The 19885-nt window shown below is 64.5% G+C and carries 21 protein-coding genes and 1 tRNA gene; 8 read left to right on the top strand and 14 right to left on the bottom strand.

Features of this window, described 5'->3' with window-relative positions:
* Nucleotides 1-115: 115 nt before the first annotated feature.
* Entirely contained in the window at nt 116-1165 is a 1050-nt protein-coding gene (locus GGR23_RS01255) for a threonine aldolase family protein (protein WP_183364292.1), read from the top strand.
* Between the two features lie 86 nt (nt 1166-1251).
* Here the strand turns inward: GGR23_RS01255 and GGR23_RS01250 are convergent, their stop codons facing one another.
* On the bottom strand, nt 1252-1713 hold the full coding sequence (locus GGR23_RS01250) for an Hsp20 family protein (RefSeq protein ID WP_183364291.1): 462 nt from the start codon (nt 1711-1713) through the stop codon (nt 1252-1254).
* Between the two features lie 407 nt (nt 1714-2120).
* Between GGR23_RS01250 and GGR23_RS01245 the strand changes: the two genes are divergently transcribed.
* Nucleotides 2121-3089 (top strand): alpha/beta fold hydrolase, encoded by a 969-nt coding sequence (locus GGR23_RS01245; protein WP_183364290.1) that lies wholly within the window; start codon nt 2121-2123, stop codon nt 3087-3089.
* Between the two features lie 21 nt (nt 3090-3110).
* On the opposite strand, the gene hisN is transcribed toward GGR23_RS01245, so the two are convergent.
* Entirely contained in the window at nt 3111-3884 is a 774-nt protein-coding gene (hisN, locus tag GGR23_RS01240) for a histidinol-phosphatase (RefSeq protein ID WP_183364289.1), read from the bottom strand.
* A 99-nt stretch (nt 3885-3983) separates the two neighbouring features.
* Nucleotides 3984-4868 carry an N-formylglutamate amidohydrolase gene (locus tag GGR23_RS01235; RefSeq protein ID WP_183364288.1) on the bottom strand — a complete coding sequence of 295 codons (885 nt, stop codon included), beginning with the start codon at nt 4866-4868 and terminating at the stop codon, nt 3984-3986.
* 198 nt (nt 4869-5066) lie between these two features.
* Between GGR23_RS01235 and cpdR1 the strand changes: the two genes are divergently transcribed.
* Both cpdR1 and GGR23_RS01225 read left to right on the top strand, forming a co-directional pair.
* Complete coding sequence (gene cpdR1, locus GGR23_RS01230; protein ID WP_183364287.1) at nt 5067-5429, top strand: response regulator CpdR1; 363 nt, start codon at nt 5067-5069, stop codon at nt 5427-5429.
* Nucleotides 5430-5635: 206 nt separating this feature from the next.
* Nucleotides 5636-5710, top strand: a tRNA-Val gene (locus GGR23_RS01225).
* Between the two features lie 128 nt (nt 5711-5838).
* Here the strand turns inward: GGR23_RS01225 and GGR23_RS01220 are convergent.
* From GGR23_RS01220 to GGR23_RS01210, 3 genes are all read right to left on the bottom strand, one after another.
* Complete coding sequence (locus GGR23_RS01220; RefSeq protein ID WP_183364286.1) at nt 5839-7728, bottom strand: methyl-accepting chemotaxis protein; 1890 nt, start codon at nt 7726-7728, stop codon at nt 5839-5841.
* A 307-nt stretch (nt 7729-8035) separates the two neighbouring features.
* Complete coding sequence (locus GGR23_RS01215) at nt 8036-9190, bottom strand: DmpA family aminopeptidase (protein WP_246364817.1); 1155 nt, start codon at nt 9188-9190, stop codon at nt 8036-8038.
* Nucleotides 9180-9803 carry a TetR/AcrR family transcriptional regulator gene (locus GGR23_RS01210; protein ID WP_343066602.1) on the bottom strand — a complete coding sequence of 208 codons (624 nt, stop codon included), beginning with the start codon at nt 9801-9803 and terminating at the stop codon, nt 9180-9182. Before GGR23_RS01210 ends, GGR23_RS01215 begins: the two co-directional genes overlap by 11 nt.
* Before the next feature lie 140 nt (nt 9804-9943).
* Here GGR23_RS01210 and GGR23_RS01205 point away from each other — a divergent pair, with 140 nt between their 5' ends.
* The 4 genes from GGR23_RS01205 (at nt 9944) to GGR23_RS01190 (ending at nt 13462) form a co-directional block, all read left to right on the top strand.
* Nucleotides 9944-11326: an APC family permease gene (locus GGR23_RS01205; protein WP_183364284.1), complete on the top strand. Its 1383-nt coding sequence runs from the start codon at nt 9944-9946 to the stop codon at nt 11324-11326.
* Nucleotides 11327-11474: 148 nt separating this feature from the next.
* Complete coding sequence (locus GGR23_RS01200; protein ID WP_183364283.1) at nt 11475-12266, top strand: SDR family NAD(P)-dependent oxidoreductase; 792 nt, start codon at nt 11475-11477, stop codon at nt 12264-12266.
* A 10-nt stretch (nt 12267-12276) separates the two neighbouring features.
* Nucleotides 12277-13059 carry a MoaF C-terminal domain-containing protein gene (locus GGR23_RS01195; protein ID WP_183364282.1) on the top strand — a complete coding sequence of 261 codons (783 nt, stop codon included), beginning with the start codon at nt 12277-12279 and terminating at the stop codon, nt 13057-13059.
* Between the two features lie 13 nt (nt 13060-13072).
* Nucleotides 13073-13462: a nuclear transport factor 2 family protein gene (locus GGR23_RS01190; protein ID WP_183364281.1), complete on the top strand. Its 390-nt coding sequence runs from the start codon at nt 13073-13075 to the stop codon at nt 13460-13462.
* Nucleotides 13463-13481: 19 nt separating this feature from the next.
* Here GGR23_RS01190 and GGR23_RS01185 read toward each other — a convergent pair whose 3' ends face one another.
* The 8 genes from GGR23_RS01185 to GGR23_RS01155 form a co-directional block, all read right to left on the bottom strand.
* Nucleotides 13482-14438, bottom strand: a complete 957-nt coding sequence (locus GGR23_RS01185) for a helix-turn-helix domain-containing protein (RefSeq protein ID WP_183364280.1) — start codon at nt 14436-14438, stop codon at nt 13482-13484.
* A gap of 2 nt (nt 14439-14440) precedes the next feature.
* Nucleotides 14441-15157: an SDR family NAD(P)-dependent oxidoreductase gene (locus GGR23_RS01180; RefSeq protein WP_183364279.1), complete on the bottom strand. Its 717-nt coding sequence runs from the start codon at nt 15155-15157 to the stop codon at nt 14441-14443.
* Nucleotides 15158-15168: 11 nt separating this feature from the next.
* Nucleotides 15169-15888: an ABC transporter ATP-binding protein gene (locus GGR23_RS01175; RefSeq protein ID WP_183364278.1), complete on the bottom strand. Its 720-nt coding sequence runs from the start codon at nt 15886-15888 to the stop codon at nt 15169-15171.
* Nucleotides 15888-16151 (bottom strand): ATP-binding cassette domain-containing protein, encoded by a 264-nt coding sequence (locus GGR23_RS23105; protein WP_246364814.1) that lies wholly within the window; start codon nt 16149-16151, stop codon nt 15888-15890. The genes GGR23_RS01175 and GGR23_RS23105 overlap by 1 nt, the downstream gene beginning before the upstream one ends.
* Entirely contained in the window at nt 16133-16591 is a 459-nt protein-coding gene (locus GGR23_RS01170) for an ATP-binding cassette domain-containing protein (RefSeq protein ID WP_246364811.1), read from the bottom strand. Before GGR23_RS01170 ends, GGR23_RS23105 begins: the two co-directional genes overlap by 19 nt.
* On the bottom strand, nt 16588-17592 hold the full coding sequence (locus GGR23_RS01165; RefSeq protein ID WP_183364277.1) for a branched-chain amino acid ABC transporter permease: 1005 nt from the start codon (nt 17590-17592) through the stop codon (nt 16588-16590). Before GGR23_RS01165 ends, GGR23_RS01170 begins: the two co-directional genes overlap by 4 nt.
* Before the next feature lie 38 nt (nt 17593-17630).
* On the bottom strand, nt 17631-18497 hold the full coding sequence (locus GGR23_RS01160; protein ID WP_183364276.1) for a branched-chain amino acid ABC transporter permease: 867 nt from the start codon (nt 18495-18497) through the stop codon (nt 17631-17633).
* Between the two features lie 89 nt (nt 18498-18586).
* Entirely contained in the window at nt 18587-19834 is a 1248-nt protein-coding gene (locus tag GGR23_RS01155) for an ABC transporter substrate-binding protein (protein WP_183364275.1), read from the bottom strand.
* Between the last annotated feature and the right edge of the window lie 51 nt (nt 19835-19885).

The raw sequence follows: 19885 nt of genomic DNA, 5'->3' as shown, positions 1-19885 counted from the left end.
TATGCATCCGTATAAATGGCAGCCGGGAGTCGGTTGATCCAGTCCCTCTTTGCCTTAATCTCGATGTCAGCTGCATCCGCAGACCAGACAGGCTTCCAGGAACAGGTCCGATCCGATGTATTTTTCTTCCGACAACTGGGCAGGCGCGCACCCGGTCATTTCCCGACGGCTTCACGAGGCTGCAGACGGCTTTGCCTCGGCCTATGGGACGAGCGATCTGGACCGCAAGGTCGCCGATCGCTTCAACGAGATTTTCGAACGCGAGGTTGAGGTTTTCTTCGTCGGCACGGGAACGGCGGCCAACTCGCTGGCGCTTGCCAGCGTCGCAAAGGCCGGGGGCCTCACCTTCTGCCATCACGAAGCGCACATCCATACGGACGAGTGCGGCGCGCCGGGCTTCTTCGCCCACGGATCGCGGCTATATCCGGTGGCCGGCTCCAATGCCAGGATCGATCCCGCGGCCCTCGCGGCGGCGATTGCCCGGTTTCCGGATGGCGGAGTGCATTTCGGCCAGGCTGCGGCCGTCAGCATCACGCAGGCGACGGAATTCGGCACGGTCTATTCGCTTGCGGAGATCGATGCAGTGAAGGAGGTGGCAAGAAGCCGCGGACTGCCGCTTCACATGGATGGCGCCCGTTTTGCCAATGCGCTGGCCGCGCTTGGGGCGACACCGGCCGAAATGACCTGGAAACGCGGCGTGGACATTCTTTCCTTCGGCGGGACGAAGAACGGATGCTGGATGGCGGAAGCGCTGGTCTTCTTCGATCGGGAGCACGCGCGCGAGATGCCCTATCTCCGGAAGCGCTCGGCCCAGCTGTTCTCCAAGTCGCGCTTCATCGCCGCGCAGTTCGACGCCTATCTGGAAGATGGTCTGTGGCTGCAGCTCGCGGCCCATGCGAACGCCATGGCCGACCGCCTGCGTGAGGGTCTTTCCCGCTCCACGCGAAGCCGCAATGCCTGGGAAACGAGCGCCAACGAAGTGTTTGCGGTCATGCCGAAGGTGCTGATGGACGAAGCCTTCGCCGCCGGTGCCCGCTTCTATGACTGGCCGGTTCCTGCGGACCAGCCATCGCTGGCCGGCCCCGACGAGGTGCTGGTGCGCCTCGTGACAAGCTACGCGACCTCGACAGCGGAATTGGACGCGCTGCTCGGCATCATCGGCTGACACGGCACATGAAAACGCCTCCCTTCCGGTGCGGAAGGGAGGCGTGGCAAGCGCTTGGGAGGATGAGCGCTTTCGCTATTGCAGGGTCAGTTCACCGAAACCTGGCCTTCGATGGCCTTTGCGCCGGCGGCATCGGCTGCGATGGCAATCCGGCGCGGCTTCATGGCTTCCGGAATGTTGCGCAGAAGATCGATATGCAGCAGGCCATTCTTCAGCGAGGCAGACTGTACTTCCACGTGATCGGCAAGCTGGAAGCGGCGTTCGAAGGCGCGCTTGGCAATGCCGCGATAGAGGTACTCGCTTTCGCCGGCGGTTTCCTCGGCCTTCTCGCCCTTGACGGTCAGCACATGGGCATGAGCCTCGATGGAGAGCTCCTTCTCGTCAAAGCCGGCAACGGCCATGGTGATGCGGTAGGTGTTCTCACCGGTCCGCTCGATATTGTAGGGCGGATAGGACTGTTCGGGCTGCCCGACGCTGTCCAGCATGTTGAACAGGCGGTCGAAGCCGACGGTGGAACGGTAAAGGGGGGCAAAATCTACGTGACGCATGGTGTCCTCCTGTGAGCGACGGTTAGCGGTTACAGGTGTCTCCCTCAGATCCCGTTTCGGCGATTCCGGGGGAGCAGCGCAGGCCCTTTCGGCGCCTGCAGGTTGGAGATGGGAACTGGATTTGGGGCTTTCAAGGGATGGAAAAGGGAAAATCGATCCACAATCTGAACGGGTGATGAACCGTCCGTTTGGCACGCGTTCAGCCACCCGCTGATAGGTCATGGCCACAGGAGGACAACACTCCTGACTGGCCGGCGCGTCGCCCCCGATGGCGCCGGATGCACTGGAAAGCCGGAACGTGCGCCGCCCCCCAATTTTGACGCGTTCCGGCTTTTTTCTTTGACCGGGGCAAAGGCCAGCGCTACCCATAGGTCAAGACGCCCCTTCCCTCCCCCGCAGACGCATTCATGGACGCCATCCTCCATCCCACGCCTGACAATCCCGTGCCGGATAACCACTTCTCGGGCTATTTCACCGGGCACAAGGGGGCAAGGCTGCGCTATGCGGTCTTCCGCTCGTCGCAACCCGTCGCCAAGGGAACGGTCGTGCTGCTGCAGGGGCGCAACGAGTGCATCGAGAAGTATTACGAAACGATCCGGGACCTGAACGAGCAGGGCCTTTGGGTCGCCACCTTCGACCTCAGGGGCCAGGGCGGCTCGGACCGGCTGCTGCCGAACAGGAGACGTGGCCATGTCCGCCGCTTCGGCGACTACGAGAAGGACCTTTCGATCTTTCTCACGGAGATCGTGCTGCCCGATACCCGGCTGCCCTTCTTCCTGATCGGCCATTCGACCGGGGCGCTGATTGCCCTGTCTGCGGCGCCCTATCTGGCGAGCCGCATCGACCGGATGGCCCTTTGCGCACCATTCGTGGGGCTGTCGGGCCAAGGGCTTCCCATTGGCGCAATCCGCGTCCTCAGCCGGACGCTCAGCCTCTTCGGACTGTCTCGTCTGGCGCTGACGCGGGAGGCGCGCAACACGCCCTTCGAGAAGAACGTGGTGACCAGCGATGCGGTGCGCTATGCCCGCAACCAGAAGATCCTGGATGCATTCCCGGACCTCGGCATCGGCCCTCCGAGCTGCCGCTGGCTGTCGGAGGCCTTCGGCACCATGGACCGCGTGTCGCGTCCGGAGCATCTGACCCGCATCACCATTCCGACCCTCATCCTGGCGCCCACCATGGACAAGCTGGTGCCCTATGCGGCACAGGAAGCGCTGGCCCGAAAGTTCCGGGCCTGCCAGCTGATCCCCATCGCCGGCTCCGGCCACGAGGTATTCCAGGAAAGGGATATCTTCCGGGCGCAGGCGCTTGGCGCCATCGCCGCCTTCATGCCGGGCAGCGATGCGGACGAAAACGGAATCGGCGCCGCCCTCTGACGGCTGCCGCCGGTCTGCTCCTCAACGGTTCAGCAGCTCCATCGCCGCCTCGTGCACGGCCTTGCTGCCGGCTGCGAGGATGCGACCGCCCTTTTCCGGTCGTCCGCCGTCCCAGGTGGTCATGATGCCGCCCGCCTGTTCGATGATCGGAATGAGGGCGCCGACGTCATAGGGCTTCAGCGAATTTTCGACCACGAGGTCGACATGCCCGGCGGCGAGCAGCGCATAGGCATAGCAATCGATGCCGTAACGGAAGAGGCGGACGCTGTTCTGGACGCGCATGTAGCGCTCGAGGTCCGCACCGAAGATGTGCGGCGAGGTGGTGAAGAGGATGGCGTCGGATAGCGACGTGCAGTCGCGCGTGCGGAGCTGACGCTCGCCATCGGGCCCGGAGTACCAGCTCGCCTTGCCGTCGGCAAAATAGCGTTCGCCGGTGAAGGGCTGGTCCATCATGCCCATGATCGCCCTGCCCTTTTCCTGCAGGCCGATCAGCGTGCCCCACACGGGCACGCCCGAAATGAAGGCCCGGGTGCCGTCGATCGGGTCGACCACCCAGACGAGGTCGCGGTCAAGGCCGACATCCTCATGCTCCTCGCCAAGGAATCCGTGCTCGGGGAAATGGGCCTCGACCAGCGCGCGAATGGCGAGTTCGGCGGCGCGGTCGCCCTCGGTCACCGGATCGAAACCGGCCTTCTGCTCCTTGTTGACCACATCCAGCCCGGTACGGAAACGCGGAAGGGTCTCCGCCTTGGCGGCATCCGCAAGGCGATTGAAGAAGGCACGATCTGGATACATCGGAAAACCCCTCGGGATATGGCCCGCATCGGCGGAAATGAAGAGATCTTTTCAATAGACCATATGCCGGGGATTGCAAATGGCGGATTTTTTTCAGCGCTATTCCGCCGCGAGGCCGGTTGCGTGATCGCCCTGGCAGGCATGGGCGACAAAGCGCTGCATGAAGGAGGCGAGCGCCTGGGCCATCGCCGGGAAGGCCCGCGTCTTCTCGAGCGTCGATTCGTCCACGTAGAGCGCCCTGCTGATCTCCACCTGAATCGCATGCAGTCCGCGTGCCGGACGTCCGTAATGCTCGGTGATGAAGCCGCCCGCATAGGGCTTGTTGCGCACGACGTTGAATCCGAGATCGTCGAGAATGTCGATGGCTGCCCGCGAGAGCGTCCCGGAGGCGCTCGTCCCGTACCGGTCGCCAATGATGATGTCGGGCCGGTCACCGGACCCTGCAAGACGGACATTGCCCGGCATGGAGTGGCAATCGACCAGGATGCAGAAGCCGAACCGGGCGTGGGTGCGGGCAATCAGCCGGCGCAGCGCGGCATGGTAGGGCTTGTAGATCGTCTCGATCCGCTCGATGGCCTCGGCAACCGGCAGCCGTCCGCCGTAAATCTCCATGTTTTCCGCAACGATGCGCGGGATGGTGCCGAGACCGCCCGCAACCCGCGACGAGCCGATATTGGCGAAAGGCGGCAGCGGCCCGTCGAACATCCGGGGATCGAGCTCGTAGGGCTCGCGGTTCACGTCCACATAGGCGCGGGGGAAATGGGCAAGAAGCATCGGCGCGCCAAGAGCCGTGGCGGCGGAAAAGAGCTCGTCGACGAAATGATCTTCCGAGCGGCGGATCTGCTGGCCGCTGAGGCGCGACTGGTCGAGGAAGCTCTGGGGATAGCGGCGCCCGCTGTGGGGCGAGTTGAAGACGAAGGGAATGCGCTGAACCGAGGGCTCCCGCACCTCGAAGAGGTCATGTCCGCTGATGTCGTGCGGCATCAATTCCCGTGGCCCCCAATCAAATCATCTGTTACAAAGATGTTGCATGTTGCCAGTATGGCAATGCGAAGTCCATATCATCAAATATGTGAATTCACGGAAGGAAATGGCGATCTTCACTAGATCTTTACCGAAATCGCCCTAACGTCTCGCGTTGAAATCCCGAGTTTTCACTCTTTCGAGCAGCGGTTCCAGAGTATGAGTCAGAAAATCCTTCTCGCCGAAGACGATAACGATATGCGCCGGTTTCTGGTGAAGGCACTGGAAAAGGCGGGCTACAAGGTCTCGTCCTTCGACAATGGCGCAAGTGCCTATGACCGGCTGCGCGAAGAACCCTTCTCCCTGCTTCTGACCGATATCGTGATGCCCGAGATGGATGGCATCGAGCTGGCGCGCCGCGCGACCGAGCTCGACCCGGACCTGAAGGTCATGTTCATCACCGGCTTTGCCGCCGTGGCGCTGAACCCCGATTCGAAGGCGCCGAAGGATGCCAAGGTGCTGTCGAAGCCCTTCCATCTTCGCGACCTCGTGGATGAGGTGAACAAGCTCCTCGTGGCCTGACGGCCCAGGGACGAGACTGGATCGACCGAACCGGCGGCGCGCTTGCCCGCCGGTTTTTTCATGCCCGGACGAAGCGTCCGGTAACCGCATTTTTTTCACAGGCAATGAGCCCCGGATTTCCGGGCCTTTCAAAGGTTCTGACAAAAAAACATCAAAAAGGCAGTTGACGCGGCAAGGGGTTTTGTGATGTATGCGCCTCATCGGATGGGCGTGTAGCTCAGCGGGAGAGCACTACGTTGACATCGTAGGGGTCACAAGTTCGATCCTTGTCACGCCCACCATCCTTCTCTTTGATATCAAAAGCAAAAACCCGCGTGCCTCGGCCGCGGGTTTTGCTTTTTGGTGCCTGTCCGGCGTCTGTCGGGAGGCCAGCGGGGCGGCCTGAAGCCACCCCGGCATCGCGCCCGGTTCAAGCCGCGCGACGGCCTGCGCTGCGCTCGTTTCCGGTGATGGTGAAGGCGGAGACGAGCGACTGCAGCCCTTCTGCCTCCTCGTTGAGCCGGCCCGTCACGGCAGCCGTTTCCTCCACCATCGCAGCATTCTGCTGGGTCACCTGGTCCATCTGGTTCAGCGCCGAGCTGACCTCGTGCAGGCCGATGGACTGTTCGCGTGCGGCCGTTGCGATGGCGTGGATGTCCTCGTTGATCCGAACCACCCGGCTCTCGATCTCGGCAAGCGCCGCCCCTGTTGCCTGGACATGCTTGACGCCGAGGGTCACCTCTTCGCCGGACTTGGTGATGAGGCCCTTGATGTCCTTGGCGGCCAGCGCCGCTCTCTGGGCGAGCTCGCGGACCTCCTGCGCGACGACGGCGAAGCCCTTGCCGGCCTCGCCGGCGCGCGCTGCCTCCACGCCGGCGTTGAGCGCCAGCAGGTTCGTCTGGAAGGCAATCTCGTCGATCACGTTGATGATCTGGGTGATCTCGCTCGAGGCGGCCTCGATGCGACCCATCGCGTCGACCGCATCGCGCACGATGGAAGCCGACTGCTTGGCGCTGTGGGTCGCCTCCTGCACGGTCACCGTCACCTTTTCCGCACGGTTGGACGAGGCCTTCACCGCGGACGTGATTTCCTCGAGCGCAGCCGAGGTCTGCTCCAGGGACGCGGCCTGCTGTTCGGTACGCTTGGCCAGGTTGTCGGAAGCCTCGCGCAGTTCATAGGCGTTGCGGCCGATTTCACCCGTGGCATGCTGCACCGTGCCGAGGCTCTGCTGCAGGCGCTGGAGCGCATGGTTCATGTTCGACTGAAGCTCCGCAAAGGCACCGGCATACTGGCCGCGCATGCTGCGGGTCAGGTCGCCATTGGCAAGCGAATGGATCACCGTGCCCATTTCGCCAAGCGCGGTGCCGACGCCGCTCACCAGGGCATTGAGGCTCGCAGCCAGCTGGTTGAGGTCGTCGCGGCCATAGTCGCGTGTCAGGCGGGCGGAGAAATCGCCGCCATTCGCAGCCTGGACGAGGCCGGCGACGCTTTCCTGGAAGGCGGCATTATGCTCCCGTGCCTGGCGGTCGTCGGCACTGATGGAGCGGATGTCGAGCGCGTTCTTGCGGAAGACGGCGACGGCTGCGCTCATCTGACCGATCTCGTCCGGGCGCCCTTCGTAGGGAATGGAACCTTCGAGGTCGCCGTTGGCGATCCGGGTCATCGTTCCCGTAAGAGCCTGGATGGGGCCGGAAATCTCGCGCGTGGCGATGCGGAAGGCAGCGCCGCCGCCCACGGCAAGACCGGCTGCGACGGAGGCCAGCAGGACGACCAGCATGGTCGACCGGAAACCCTCGATGTCAGCCTCGATGGCGGTGAGCGTTTCGCGGTCCTTCTGGACGACCGCATCGATTTCTGCCTGGAAAGCCTTGCGGTTGGCGCGGTTCGCCTCGTTGTTGCCCTGCTCGTTGGCCGCCTCGATCGAGACCTGCGTTCCAAGGCGCGCGGTTTCGGAACGGAAGGTGCGGAACTCGGCAGCGCGGGCCACCACGGCTTCGAAGGCCGCCATGTCCTCGGCCGGCACCAGCGGACGCCAGTTCTTCAGCGTCTCGTCGATGCCGTCGAGCTGCTCGAGCAGGCCATCGGCGAATTTCTTCGCCTTTTCGGTGTTGGCAGCGGCATAGATGCCGCGCGCTTCCATGACGACGGCGCTGACCTGGCGGTTCAGGTGCTCGCCGAGATAGGCGCGATCGGCCATGTTGCGGTAGGACGCCAGCTTGGCGTCGAACTGAAGCACGACGAAAGCGGCCATGCCACCCACGAAGAGGCAGATCGCCCCCATGAGGCCGACGACGAGATAGATGCGAGCGCGAATGGACATCATTCCTCCCAGCAGCGGCCTCTGGAGCCACTGCAAACAGATTTCGGGCAATAGAGTGGACGTCGTCATGACGAAGGGGGACAGCAGATCAAGTCCTGCTGCGCGACGGAGCCAGAGAGGCCACCGGTTCATGCAAAACTGATTGTAAGTTATTACTATCTGATTACTGGGTAAACGAAGCTTTGCCGCGGACACTCAAAAGTCATCCGCAGGAGTTGATACAACCCATTCGCGAGAATGCCGCCCGCGCCTTGCCGAGGAGAGAGGGCCGCTGCCGGATCGGCTCCGGCAGCAGCGTTTGCGTTCGCTAACGTCTCGTCACATGCTCGGCCAGCGCCGCATGCGGGAAGGCTGGCATGGCAAGACCGCCCTTGCCGACCATCGGCCGGTTGGCGATCAGCGCGTTCAGCACCGCCTCCTCGGTCGCCAGCACGGTGGCCTCGTAGAGGCCGTTCATCGCGGGCCAGGGCAGGATGTCGAAGGCCCGGGGCGTTCCGGCCGCCGGATCGGCATCCGGAATGCGGCTGTCGAGCACCCCTGCATTGGCCGTGGAGAAGGCGAGAAAGATGTCGCCGGAGAAATGCGAGCCGGTCGTGCCGGTGCGCGCAAGGCCGAGCGGCACCCGCCGCGCCATGGCCTTCAGCTGTGTCGGCATGAGCGGCGCATCGGTCGCCACGATGCCGATGCAGGAGCCCGCCCCTTCCAGCGCCTCGCCGGACCGGACCAGATCCTCCAGCGGATTGTTGTCCTTGAGGATATCGCCGAGCCAGGTTCCCGTAACGGTCAGCTCTTCGCGCGAGCCGAAATTGGTCTGGAGAAACACGCCGACCGTATAGGTTTTTCCGCCAAGCTCCACCTGCCGGGAGGCGGTGCCGTTGCCGCCCTTGAAGCCGTAGCAGACCATGCCGGTGCCGCCGCCATAGGATCCCTCGGCGACGGGCCCCGCCGACGCGCCATCGAGCGCCGCGATCACGTGTTCCGGCCGCACATGCACGCCGTTGATATCGCTCATGAAGCCGTCATAGGTCTCGGCGGCGACGGGCAGCATCCACTGCCGGGCCACATCCGGCCGGTTCGCGACCATCCAGCGGATCAGTCCCTCATGCGCCGCGCCGATGGAATGGGAATTGGTGATGGCGATGGGCTGGCTGAAGCTGCCGGATTCCTCGATCCAGCTGAAGCCGGTCATCTCGCCATTGCCGTTGAAGCTGTGCACGGCGGCGGCGCAGGAGGCTCCCGTGCCTGCCTTGCCCCGGGGCAGGATGGCGGTCACGCCCGTGCGGATCGCCTTGCCGTCACGGTCCTCGTTGAGCGTCGTCATGCCCACCTCGACGCCATCGACATCGGTAATGGCGTTGAGCGGGCCGGGCTGGCCGCGCAGCGGCAGCCCGAAGGCGCGGGCGCGGGGCATGCCGTCGGGGGCCTTCAGCCAGTGGTCCGGCACGGTTCCTTCATGCATCATTCTCGTTTTCCTCCCGAAGCGACAGGCCGGTCATGGTGCCGGCATAGGTTTCAAGAAGCGCGACGGCCTCTTCCTTCCTGAGTGTCTGTACCTTGTTCGTCAGCGCGAGCCCGAGGCCATCCTCCATGACCACCAGACTGCGGGCGATTTCGCGGGCAGGTCCGCCCAGGCGGAAATCCCCCCGCGCCGCACCAGCCTCCAGCACGCCCATGTAGATCGCCACCTGGCGTTCGAAGAGCGTGATGTAGCGGGCGGCCGAGGCCGCGTCGGTGCGGGCAAAGCTGCCCATTTCATAGATGAGCCGTCCCAGCCGGTCCTCCGGACCGCCGGGCAGGCCGGCGGAAATCAGCTTGCGGAGCTTGACGGCAGGCGGTTCGGCCCCGTCGGCAATGAGCTGCCGGTCATCGCAATAGCGCGTGAGCGATCGCGCCAGCACATCCTCGAAGATCGCCTCGAGCGTCTCGAAATAGTAAAGCGCCGCATTGGGCGTCATGCCGGCCTTCCCGGCGATATCCCGGAGCTTGACCTGATGAATGCCCTGATCGGCGATCAGCTCCTCCGCCGCATCCAGCAGTTCCCGTCGGCGCTGCTCGGCAGAGCGCAGTTTCGTCACCTTCAATTTTAACTCCATTCATTCGCGCTGGACCGAGGCTTGAGAAAGCCAAGCCCATAAAGGCCGCTTCGAATCTTTATTGACAATTGAAATCCTCCTGTCAATTTTAATTGCATTCAAATTTGGAGGAGGAAACCGAATTGAACGCCACCCCTGACACCCAAGGGCTGCATCGCAGTCTCTCGGCATTCGATGCCGTGATGATCACCTTGTCTGCCATCAGCCCTGCCTCGTCTGTCTTCATCATCCTGCCGGGCGTGATCGCGCTTGCCGGCAGCGGTGCGCTCCTGAGCCTGGTGCTGGCCGCCATCATCGGCCTCTGCATGGCCCTCGTCTACGCGGAATTGTCGTCCGCCATCCCGCATGCCGGGGCAGAATATGTGATGATCGGGCGCGTGCTGGGCCGGGCCTGGGGCTTCATCACCTTCACCATGGTCGCGATCTCGATCGTGCTCATCATCGCCGTCATCGCACTGGGCATCGGCACCTATCTCGGGGTTCTCTTCCCCGGCCTCAACGGACAGTGGGCCGCGGTTGCGGCCATTCTGGTTGCGGCGGGCGTCGGCGTCCTCAACATCCGCACCAATGCCTGGATCACCGGGCTGTTCCTGGCAGTGGAACTGATCGCGGTGCTGCTGCTTGCTGCCTTCGGCTTCCTCGAACCGCAGCGCTCGCTGGGGGAGGTGCTGTCCTCTCCGCAAATGGTCGATGCCACGGGTGCGCTGACGGCAGCGCCTTTCGGTGCGGCGCTTGCGGCCGTCGCCGTCGCGCTCTTTGCGCTGAACGGCTATGGAGGGGCGGCCTATTTCGCCGAAGAAACCAAGGACCCGCGCAACACCATGGCGAAGGTCATCATCTGGGCGCTGGTCATCACCGCGCTGTGCGAGATCCTGCCGCTGGCCGCCGTGCTGATCGGCGCTCCGGATCTGCAGGCCCTGCTCTCCGCACCGCAGAAGATCGAGTACTTCATCGATTCCACGGCCGGCCACGGCTGGACGGTGGGCATCAGCCTGGCAATCGCGCTCGCGATCTTCAACGCGGTGATTGCCATCGTTCTTCAGACCGCCCGCCTGCTCTTCGCCTCGGGCCGCGACCGCCTCTGGGCAAAGCCGGTGAGCGATGCGCTGGGTCTCGTTCATGGCAAGTGGAACACGCCCTGGCTTGCGACCCTCGTCGCCGGCCTTCTGGGCGCAGCGGCCTGCTTCATCCCCTTCGAGATCCTGCTCGTCGTCTCCGGCACCTCGCTGGTCGCCATCTATGCACTGCTGTGCATCGCGGTGATCGTCGGCCGCCAGACCGGCAAGACGAAGGACGGCTTCTTCCGGATGCCGCTCTTCCCGCTGCCGGCAGTAGTTGCCCTGGCGGCCCTGGTCTATGTCGCCTGGCAGAACTTCCTCGATCCCGTGATCGGCCGACCGAGCCTGGGTGCAACCCTCGCCATGATGGTCGCCGGTGGCCTCTACTACGCCGCATTGCTGGCCCGGCGGACCGATTGGGGCCTGCATTCGGGAGCGGAAGGCTGATAGCCCCCAGCCTCGCCCCAGAGAGGCGCCCTCGCGGGCGCCTCTTTTTTTGGCGGCGATTTTGCACGTTCAGTCAAAAGGAAATGCACGTCCGGACAGGACGGAAGGGCCGCAATTGCCGATGATCATTCCACCAAGGAGGAACCCAATGACACGCTTCAAGGACAAGATCGCCGTCATCACCGGCGGAGGAACGGGCATCGGCGCAGCCGTTGCCAGGCGCATCAGCGCGGAGGGCGGCAAGGTGGCACTGATCGGGCGCAGGCCCGACCCGCTGAAGGCGGTTGCGGAAGAAACCGGCGGCTCGATCTTCGCTGCCGATGCAGCCGATACGCCCAGCATGAAGAAGGCCGTTGCCGCCATCGTCGAGGAGCTCGGCGGCATCGACATCCTGATTGCCAATGCCGGCGGCCATGGCGTCGGCCCCACCATCTCCATGAGCGACGAGACCTGGGAACAGGCCGTGCGCCTGAACCTCAACACCGCCTTTGTCAGCGCCCGCGAAACCCTGCCGCAGCTGATCGAACGCAAGGGCAACATCGTCGTGCTCGCCTCGATCGCCGGCCTCTTCGCCGGACCCGATGCCGCGGGCTACGTGACGATGAAACACGCCTGCATCGGCCTCGCCAAGTCGCTTGCCCGCGACTACGGCCGCAAGGGCGTGCGCACCAACACCGTCTGCCCCGGCTGGGTGACGACGGCCATGGCCGACGAGCAGATGGAGCACCTGATCGAGAAATTCGGCCTTTCCTCTGTCGAGGAAGCCTACAGGCTGGTCACCAAGGACGTGCCGCTCGGCCGCGCGGCAACCGCGGAAGAGGTGGCCAATGCCGTCTGCTTCCTCGCTTCCGCCGAGGCATCCATGATCAACGGCGCGATCCTGACCGTCGATGGCGGTGCCGGCACCGTCGACCTCCCCACCCTTGCCTTCGTTGAATAAGGAGCACACCATGGCCGTCGAAAATCCGAAGGACTGGAAAACCTACGACCAGTTCGCCTATGGCATCGATACCAACCGCCTGCCCGCCACCGATGCGCTCGCAGGCTCCTCCCACACCATCCGCTTCGAGGATGGCCGCACGCTTGCCCTCGCCTTCGAGAAGGGCAAGGTGAAATGGTCGGACGGCGCGTCCTCCGGCGAAGACATGGCCGAGGTGATCGAGGTCGCCCCGTCCACCTTCTTCATCGAGATCATCTTTGCCGAGAAGCCGGTCGAGGCCGAAACGGTCATCATCAACACCGAAACGCGCCGCGCGCTTTCCATCCTGTCGGTCGTCCGCTCGAAGGAAGAGACCGTCGGCGAACCGCAGGTCGGCCAGATCTTCCGCCCGGGCGTGCTCGACGGCGGCAATGCAACGGGCATGGTGCCGCACGAGACCCGCGACCTCATCGGCCTTCGCGCCCATTTCACCTACAGCCCCAACCACACCTACGAGCACACTTACCTGTCTTCCAAGCGCTATGCCTGGCAGTGCCTGGTGGGCGTGCAGCGCGGCCATGGGGACGTCGACCTCGCCAGCACCTGGAAGTTTGCCGAAAACCAGTACGTCTTCACCTTCCGCGAATTCAAGATCCCGGTCGCATCCACCTTCTTCTACAATTTCGAAGACATGCGCTCGACCGGCAAGTTCCTGGGCATCACCGGCGAAGGCCGGATCCAGAACAGCCCCGCCGGTGCCTTCATCCGCAAGGCATCCATGACCTATTACCTGCCGGGCCAGGACCCGGTCTGAGGAGATCAGAAACATGCGTACCGCCTATGAAGTGGTGAAAGCCCATTACGACGCCAACGACCGTCACGATCTCGAAGGCATGCTGGCCGACATCGCCGACGATTGCCGCTGGACGGAGATGGACGGCTTCCCCTGCGCCGGAACCTATGTGGGCCGCCAGGAAATCTTCGAGAACGTCTTTGCTGCCCTCGGCAAGGAGTTCGACGGCTACACCTTCACGCTGGAGCGGCTGCTCGATGCCGGCGACGATGTCGTCGCGCTCGGCGAGTACACCGCCACCCACAAGGGAACCGGCAAGCGCTTCCGCGCCCGCGTCGCCCATGTCTGGGGCGTGAAGGACGACAAGATCCGCCGTTTCGAACAGTTCACCGATACGCTGCGCGTCGCAGAAGCCATGCGCTGAGACAAGATCGGCCCGGCCTTCAGGTCCGGGCCGACCTGCTCCACTCCGTGGGGCTTTGATGAAAGCGGTTGCGGAACGCGCGGGAGAAATGCGCGCTGGAGGAAAAGCCGAGACTGAAGGCAACCTCCCCGATCATGCCCGGAGCCATGGGCTGGCGCGACAGAAGCTCCGCCGCCTTCCGCAGGCGCTCGGACCAGATGTAATCGGCCGGCGTCATTCCCTCCGTCTCGAAGGCGCGATAGACATAGCGCAACGAGCAGCCCATGCGGCGGGCAATCTCCGGGGCGCCGAGCTCCGGTCGCGAGAGGTTGGCAGCGACGTAATCCTTGATGCGCGCCCGGAGAAGATCGAGCGAACGCGGCACCGGCGGCGCCTCGGAGGCCGCTTCCAGCATGCCGCGCACCAGCTCCATCATGCTGTTTCCGAGCCGTGTCCGCTCCGCCTCGTCCAGCGTCTCGATCTCGCAAATGGTCGATTCCATCATGGAAAAGAGCACCCGGTGCATGCTGCCCGGAATGAGCGAGGCCGCAAGCGGACGCCCGCTGACGCCCAGGCCTTCCACCGGCAGGCACCCTCTCGGCACCTGCAGCATCAGGAGGTCCACCGCCTCGGGATTGGCCAGCAGGTAGGGATTGGCGGGATCGTAGAGCACGACGGAGGACGGCCCGACGGGAAGCCTGCGGCCGGACTGGTGAAGCCAGGAATGCCCCTTCGTCTGGATGATCAGCTTCACCATGTCGGGCGCATCGCCCTCGGTCACCCGGTCGCCGTGGACCATGTGCCGGTCGGCGGAAAGGCGGCTCAGCCGGCAGGGGCCGAGCGCCACCGAAACGAGCCGGCTTTCGCGGTTTCCGGCGCCGGTGAAATCGAGCCGGACATTGCCGAAGAGGCGGCGGGCAAGCCGGGGGAAGTCGGCACCGGCCGCCCGGTCGATCCCGCCCGCCGGCACCGGCGGATGAAAGGCCGCGCCCGCCATGATCAGGACACCAGATAGCCGCCGTCGACCGGGAGCGAAATGCCGGTGACGTATCGTGCGGCAGGAGAGGCAAGGAAGACGACGGGATCGGCCACTTCCGCGGCCTCGCCCCACCGTCCGAAGGGAATGCGTGCCCGGATCGGGGCGGAAAGCGCCTCGTCGGCAAAGAGCCCGCGGCTGAGTGGCGTGACGATCCAGCCCGGCGCCACCGCATTCACCCGGATGCCGGCAGGGGCATATTCCTGGGCCAGGGACTTGGTAAGCTGCACGATCGCACCCTTGCTCGCGGCATAGGCAGGCCGGTCGGCGGCCCCGAAGGTGGCATACATGGAAGCGATGTTGATGATGGAACTCCCCTCTCCCATCTTCGGCAGGGCCAGACGGCAGGCATCCATGACCGAGGTGAGATTGATGCCGATCACCTCGTCGAAGACCGGCTTTTCCCATTCCCGCCGGTCCCGCGAGACACCCGTGCAGTTGACCAGCACGTCGATAAGCGGGAAGGCTTCCAGGTATTGCGCCAGCGCGCCCCCTTCCCGGACGTCCAGCGTGGTGAAGGCTATCGCGGGATCCGCCCCCTCCGGAGCGGAGCCGAGACCACAGGCCGAGACATCGGCACCGAGGCTGCGGAAGCGCTTCGCAATGGCCGCCCCGATGCCCGACGTGCCTCCGGTCACGACGACGGTGCGGCCGGTGAACAGATTGCTCTCAAAGCTCATGCCGTTGCTCCTCAATGGGCGAGATAGGCTCCGTGCAGGATGCCGGGATTGGCCTTCAGTTCCGCCGACGTGCCGGTGAAGGCAAGCCGCCCGCGCTCCATCACCATGGCCCGGCTGGAAAGGCCGAGCGCCAGATTGGCGAACTGTTCGATCAGCAGCACGCCGATCCCCTCGCCTGCCGCAAGCGTCAGGGCTTCGCCGAGCCGCTTAACGACCGCCGGCGCAAGCCCGAGCGACAGCTCGTCCACGATCATGAAGCGGGGACGGGCGATGAAGGCCTGGCCCATGGCGACCATCTGTTTCTGCCCGCCCGACAGGTTGGAAGCGAGCTGGTTGCGCCGTTCCTTGAGTTCGGGGAAGATGGCGAAGACGCGGTCGAGCCCGGCCTTGCGGCCCGCGGCCGTCCGGTCGAGCGCGGCGACCAGGAGATTGTCCTCCACGGTCATCTGACCCAGCACCCGATGCCCTTCCGGCACCAGGGCGATGCCCTCCCGGCGGATGCGGTCCGGCACGAGACCGTCAAGCTTCATCCCGCTCAGCCATATGTCTCCGCCGGCTGCCGGAATGGCGCCCGCAAGCGCCATGACGGTCGAAGACTTGCCGGCACCGTTGGCGCCGAGCAGGGCGGTGATCTCGCCGGCCGGGACCGTGAAGCTGACACCGTGAATGACCCGTTTCCCGCCCCGGTCCACGACCAGATTGTCGACGTCGATGGCAATCCGTTCAGACATCAGAGCTCTCCCAGATAGGCGCGGCGCACATTGTCGTTCTCCAGCACCTCGGCGGTGGGGCCGAGGGCAAGAAGCTTGCCGTAATCGAGCACCATGGTTTCGCTGCACATGGCGCGGATGAGCTCCACGTCATGATCGATGACGAGCACCTGCGCACCCGTAGCCGCGGGAATGCCGAGCACCAGGTCCTTCAGCACGGCGCCTTCCTCGTCCGTGAGGCCGGCTGCCGGTTCGTCGAGGAGGATCAGCTTCGGCTCACCCACGAGGCATTTGCCGAGTTCCACCAGCCGGCGCTGGAAGAGATTGAGCTGGGCCCCATCATGTCGGCGACCGATGTCAGCCGCACATGCGCAAGGGCCGCCTCCACCGCACGCGCCCGCTCGGCAGGCGGCACGACGTGATCGGCAATGGCGCAGAGATTGTCATGGACGGTCAGATCCTCCACGACCTGCTCGGTCTGAAAAGACCGCCGGAGCCCCGCCTGCACCCGCTTGAGGGGGGAGAGCGGAAGAAGCGGAGCTCCGGCGAGGAGGATAGAGCCCTCCTGAGGTCTGACGAAGCCGGACAGAACGTTCAGCAACGTCGTTTTCCCCGCGCCGTTGGGGCCGATGAGACCGGCAACGGGAGCGCTGAGACTCGCCGTCAGCTGGTCGATGGGCTTGATGCCGCCGAAGCGGACCGTGATGTTTGATATCTCGATCATGCGCGTTTGCCCCCTGTCAGCTTTGCAAGCCGGCCGACGAGCCCGGAGATCTGCCCGGCGATGCCGGCAGGGGCAGTGGCCAGCGCATGGAAGAGCGCGACGCCGAAAATGCCGATGGTGACATAGCCGTCGATGCCGAGATCGGTCAGCAGCGCGGGCACCGCCCGCAGCAGCAGCCCGGCAATGAGCGCGCCATACCAGTGGAAGCTCCCGCCCACGATGGTCAGGGCAAAGAGGTTGAGGCTTTCGAAGGCGGAGAAGGCCCGTCCGTCGAGCTGCCCGACATTGCCGGCAAGCAGGGCACCCGCAATGCCCGCGAAGAAGCCGGAAAGGGCGAAGGCCCAGGCCTTGTAGGTGAGCACGTTGACGCCCGAGGAAAGCGCAACCGTCTCGCCCTTGCGGATCAGCGCCCAGGCGCGCCCCGGCTTGGCGTATTTATGCCACTGCACGATGATGAAGCCGATGGTGGCGATCAGGCAGACATAGAGGAAATAGGCGATCGGCCCTTCCGCGAGGCCCGGCCTTGCCAGCATGGCGCGGCCTGCGCCGTCTGCCCGCCCCAGGAAACCGGGGCCGCCGTCGGGAAAGCCCCAGGCGCTGATGATCGTCTGGAAGGCACCCGCCAGCATCAGGGTGACGAGGGCGAGGTAGAGCCCCCGCAGCCGGAGAGCGGGAATGCCGAAGACCAGCCCGACCAGCGCCGCGACGATGCCTCCGGCCAGCATGCTGACTTCGAAGGGCGGATGAAAGGCATGGCCGATGCGCAGCGTCACCCAGCCGCCGACCCCCACGAGGGCGAACTGGCAGAGGGAGACAAGCCCGAGCTGGCCATAGAGAACGGCCAGTCCGATGACCGAGAGCGACAGCGCCACGGCAGACGTTGCTGCCGAAAGCCAGAAGGCATTGGCACCGAGCGCGACCACGGCGGCGAAGACCGCCATGACGAGGGCGATGGTGGCGAGCCGGGCGAGTGGGCTCCGCCTTGCGGTTTTGGCGGCCATGGCGGGTTCCCGAAAGCTGATGGTGGAAAGATTGGCGTTCATCGGTCCCTCAATGCGGCGCGCGAGGTGCTGCCGAGGATCATCACGGCGGCAAGGGCGATGACGAAGGGTGCCGCTGCGCGATAGGGCGAAATCCAGGCAATCGGCGTCAGCACGGCTTCCGCCACGCCGACGGAAAGACCGGCAATGGCCGTGATGGTGAGCGAGCGCAGCTGGCCCAGGATTGCCGCGGCAATCGCGGGAATGACGAGGAAGGTCAGGAAGGTTCCCTGAAGGCGCACGAGATCGGCAAGCAACAGACCCGCAAGGCCCGCGAAAATGCCCGTGATTACCCAGGCGGCCGTTTCCGTGTGCAGGATGCGCACGCCGAGAATGGCGGAGAGATCGCGGTCATTGGCAAGCGCCCGCATGTCGAGGCCGAGCCGGGTGCGGTTGAGAAGCAGCGTGATCGCCACCACCATCAGGATCGCCAGCACGAGCGCGATCAGACGGGTATAGGTGAGGCGCACGCCGAAAAGCGCGAGGAACATCTGGTCGGTCGGAAATTGCAGGCGGCGCGGCAGTTCTCCCCAGATCACGCCCATCAGCGCGATCAGGAACAATGCCGGCGCAACAGTGCCCACGGCCCTGACGACCGTATCACGGTGGGACAGCATGGGCGCGAAGATGCGGCCATAGAGAAAGCTGACGGCCGTGGCGACGAGAACGGCAGCGAGAATGGCCAGTGCGAGCGGCTGCTTCCACTGCAGAAGCTGCCAGGCCACATGGGCGCCCAGCGCGCCGATGGCGCCGAAGGCAAAGTTCAGCACACCGGTCGACCGGTAGAGAATGACGAGGCCGACGCCGGACAGCGCGTAGACCGCACCGATGCCGAGGCCGGAAATCAGAAATGGCAAAAGGTTCAACGGTGTTACTCCCCTCCCTCGGCCCGGGTTCGGGCCAGTCGCGGCCCGCCGGGGGCGGGCCGCCTCTGTTCAGTTCGAAATGACGAGGGTCACTTCATCGTCGCTTCGAAGGCGCGGATGTCCTTCAGCTCCGGATCGGGCGACGGGGCGCAATCGGACACGACCTTCCACTTGCCGCCTTCCGAGACCGCCATGCGGGTCGTGGAATTGGCATTGTGGCGGGGCTGGCCGTCGCCGAAGTACCAGGGGGCGCAGAAGATATCGCTCTTGAAGTCCTTCACCTGGCGGACGGCCGCGGAGGCGGTCTCGCGGGTGATGTTGTTCGGGTCGAGCGTCATCAGCGCCTTTTCGGCGATGCGTGCTGCCAGATAGCCGGCCTGGGCGAAGGTGTCGCGCGGGTCGCTTTCCTGACCGTATTCGTCCATCACGGCGAGCCAGTTCTTGTTGTCGGGCGTATCGGCCTCGAGATCGTTGAACTCCATGTTCACGAAGAACTTGCCGTCCCAGCCGGAACCGATGGTGGCCGGCACCGAAAGGTCATAGGCAGAGGCAGCCGACAGGAAGGTGATGGTCTGGTTGAGGCCCTGCTCTTCCGCAGCGGTCAGCAGCGGCACGGCCACACCCTTGGACATGCCGAGCACGATGACATCCGGCTTGGAGGCAGCGGCCTGCAGGATCACCGAGGTGGCATCGGCGGAACCGGGATCCATGAGGATCACGTCAGCCTTGAAGCCCTTCTCCTTGGCGAGCAGCGCCACGCCTTCGCAGGACCAGGTGCCGACGTTGGGAATGTTCGGGCCGATGCAGGCGACCGACTTTGCATTCAGCTTGTCGAGCGCATAGCCCATGGCGCCGAGCATCGAAACGCGCGGGCCGGCATTGGTGGGCGCATAGTTTTCGGCAAAGAAGCATTCGCGCGGCACGCCGACGCCAGCGATGACGTAGATGCCGGACTTCTTGTAGAACTCGGCATTGGCGCCGCATTCGACATAGCTGGAATTGCCGACCATCAGCACGGCCTTCTCGTCATTGACGATCTTGGCACCGAGCTGGGCTGCGGTTTCCGGGTTCCACTGGTCGTCCTCGACCACATACTTGATCGGGCGACCCTTGATGCCGCCATTGGCGTTCAGGCAGTCGAAATAGGCCTTGGCCGCCTTGGTCGAGTTGGAAAAGTCGTCGGGCCCGGTCTTGCCGGTGATGGCACCGATGACGATCGGCTCGCCCTCGGCGGCCTTGCCCGAACCATCGCCGCAGGATGCGGCCGCATGGGCGCTCATGGCCGTCAAGAGGCTCAAGGCGAGGCCGGCGGCCATCACCTTCAGGGTTTTCAGCATGTCTTTCTCCTCCAAAATGGACGCAAGGCCTCCTGTGCCTGCGCCGTCCTC

The sequence above is a fragment of the Gellertiella hungarica genome (assembly GCF_014197145.1).
Classification (GTDB): domain Bacteria; phylum Pseudomonadota; class Alphaproteobacteria; order Rhizobiales; family Rhizobiaceae; genus Gellertiella; species Gellertiella hungarica.
Note: the sequence above shows the minus strand (reverse complement) of the source record. Positions and strands in the feature narration are given on the sequence as shown.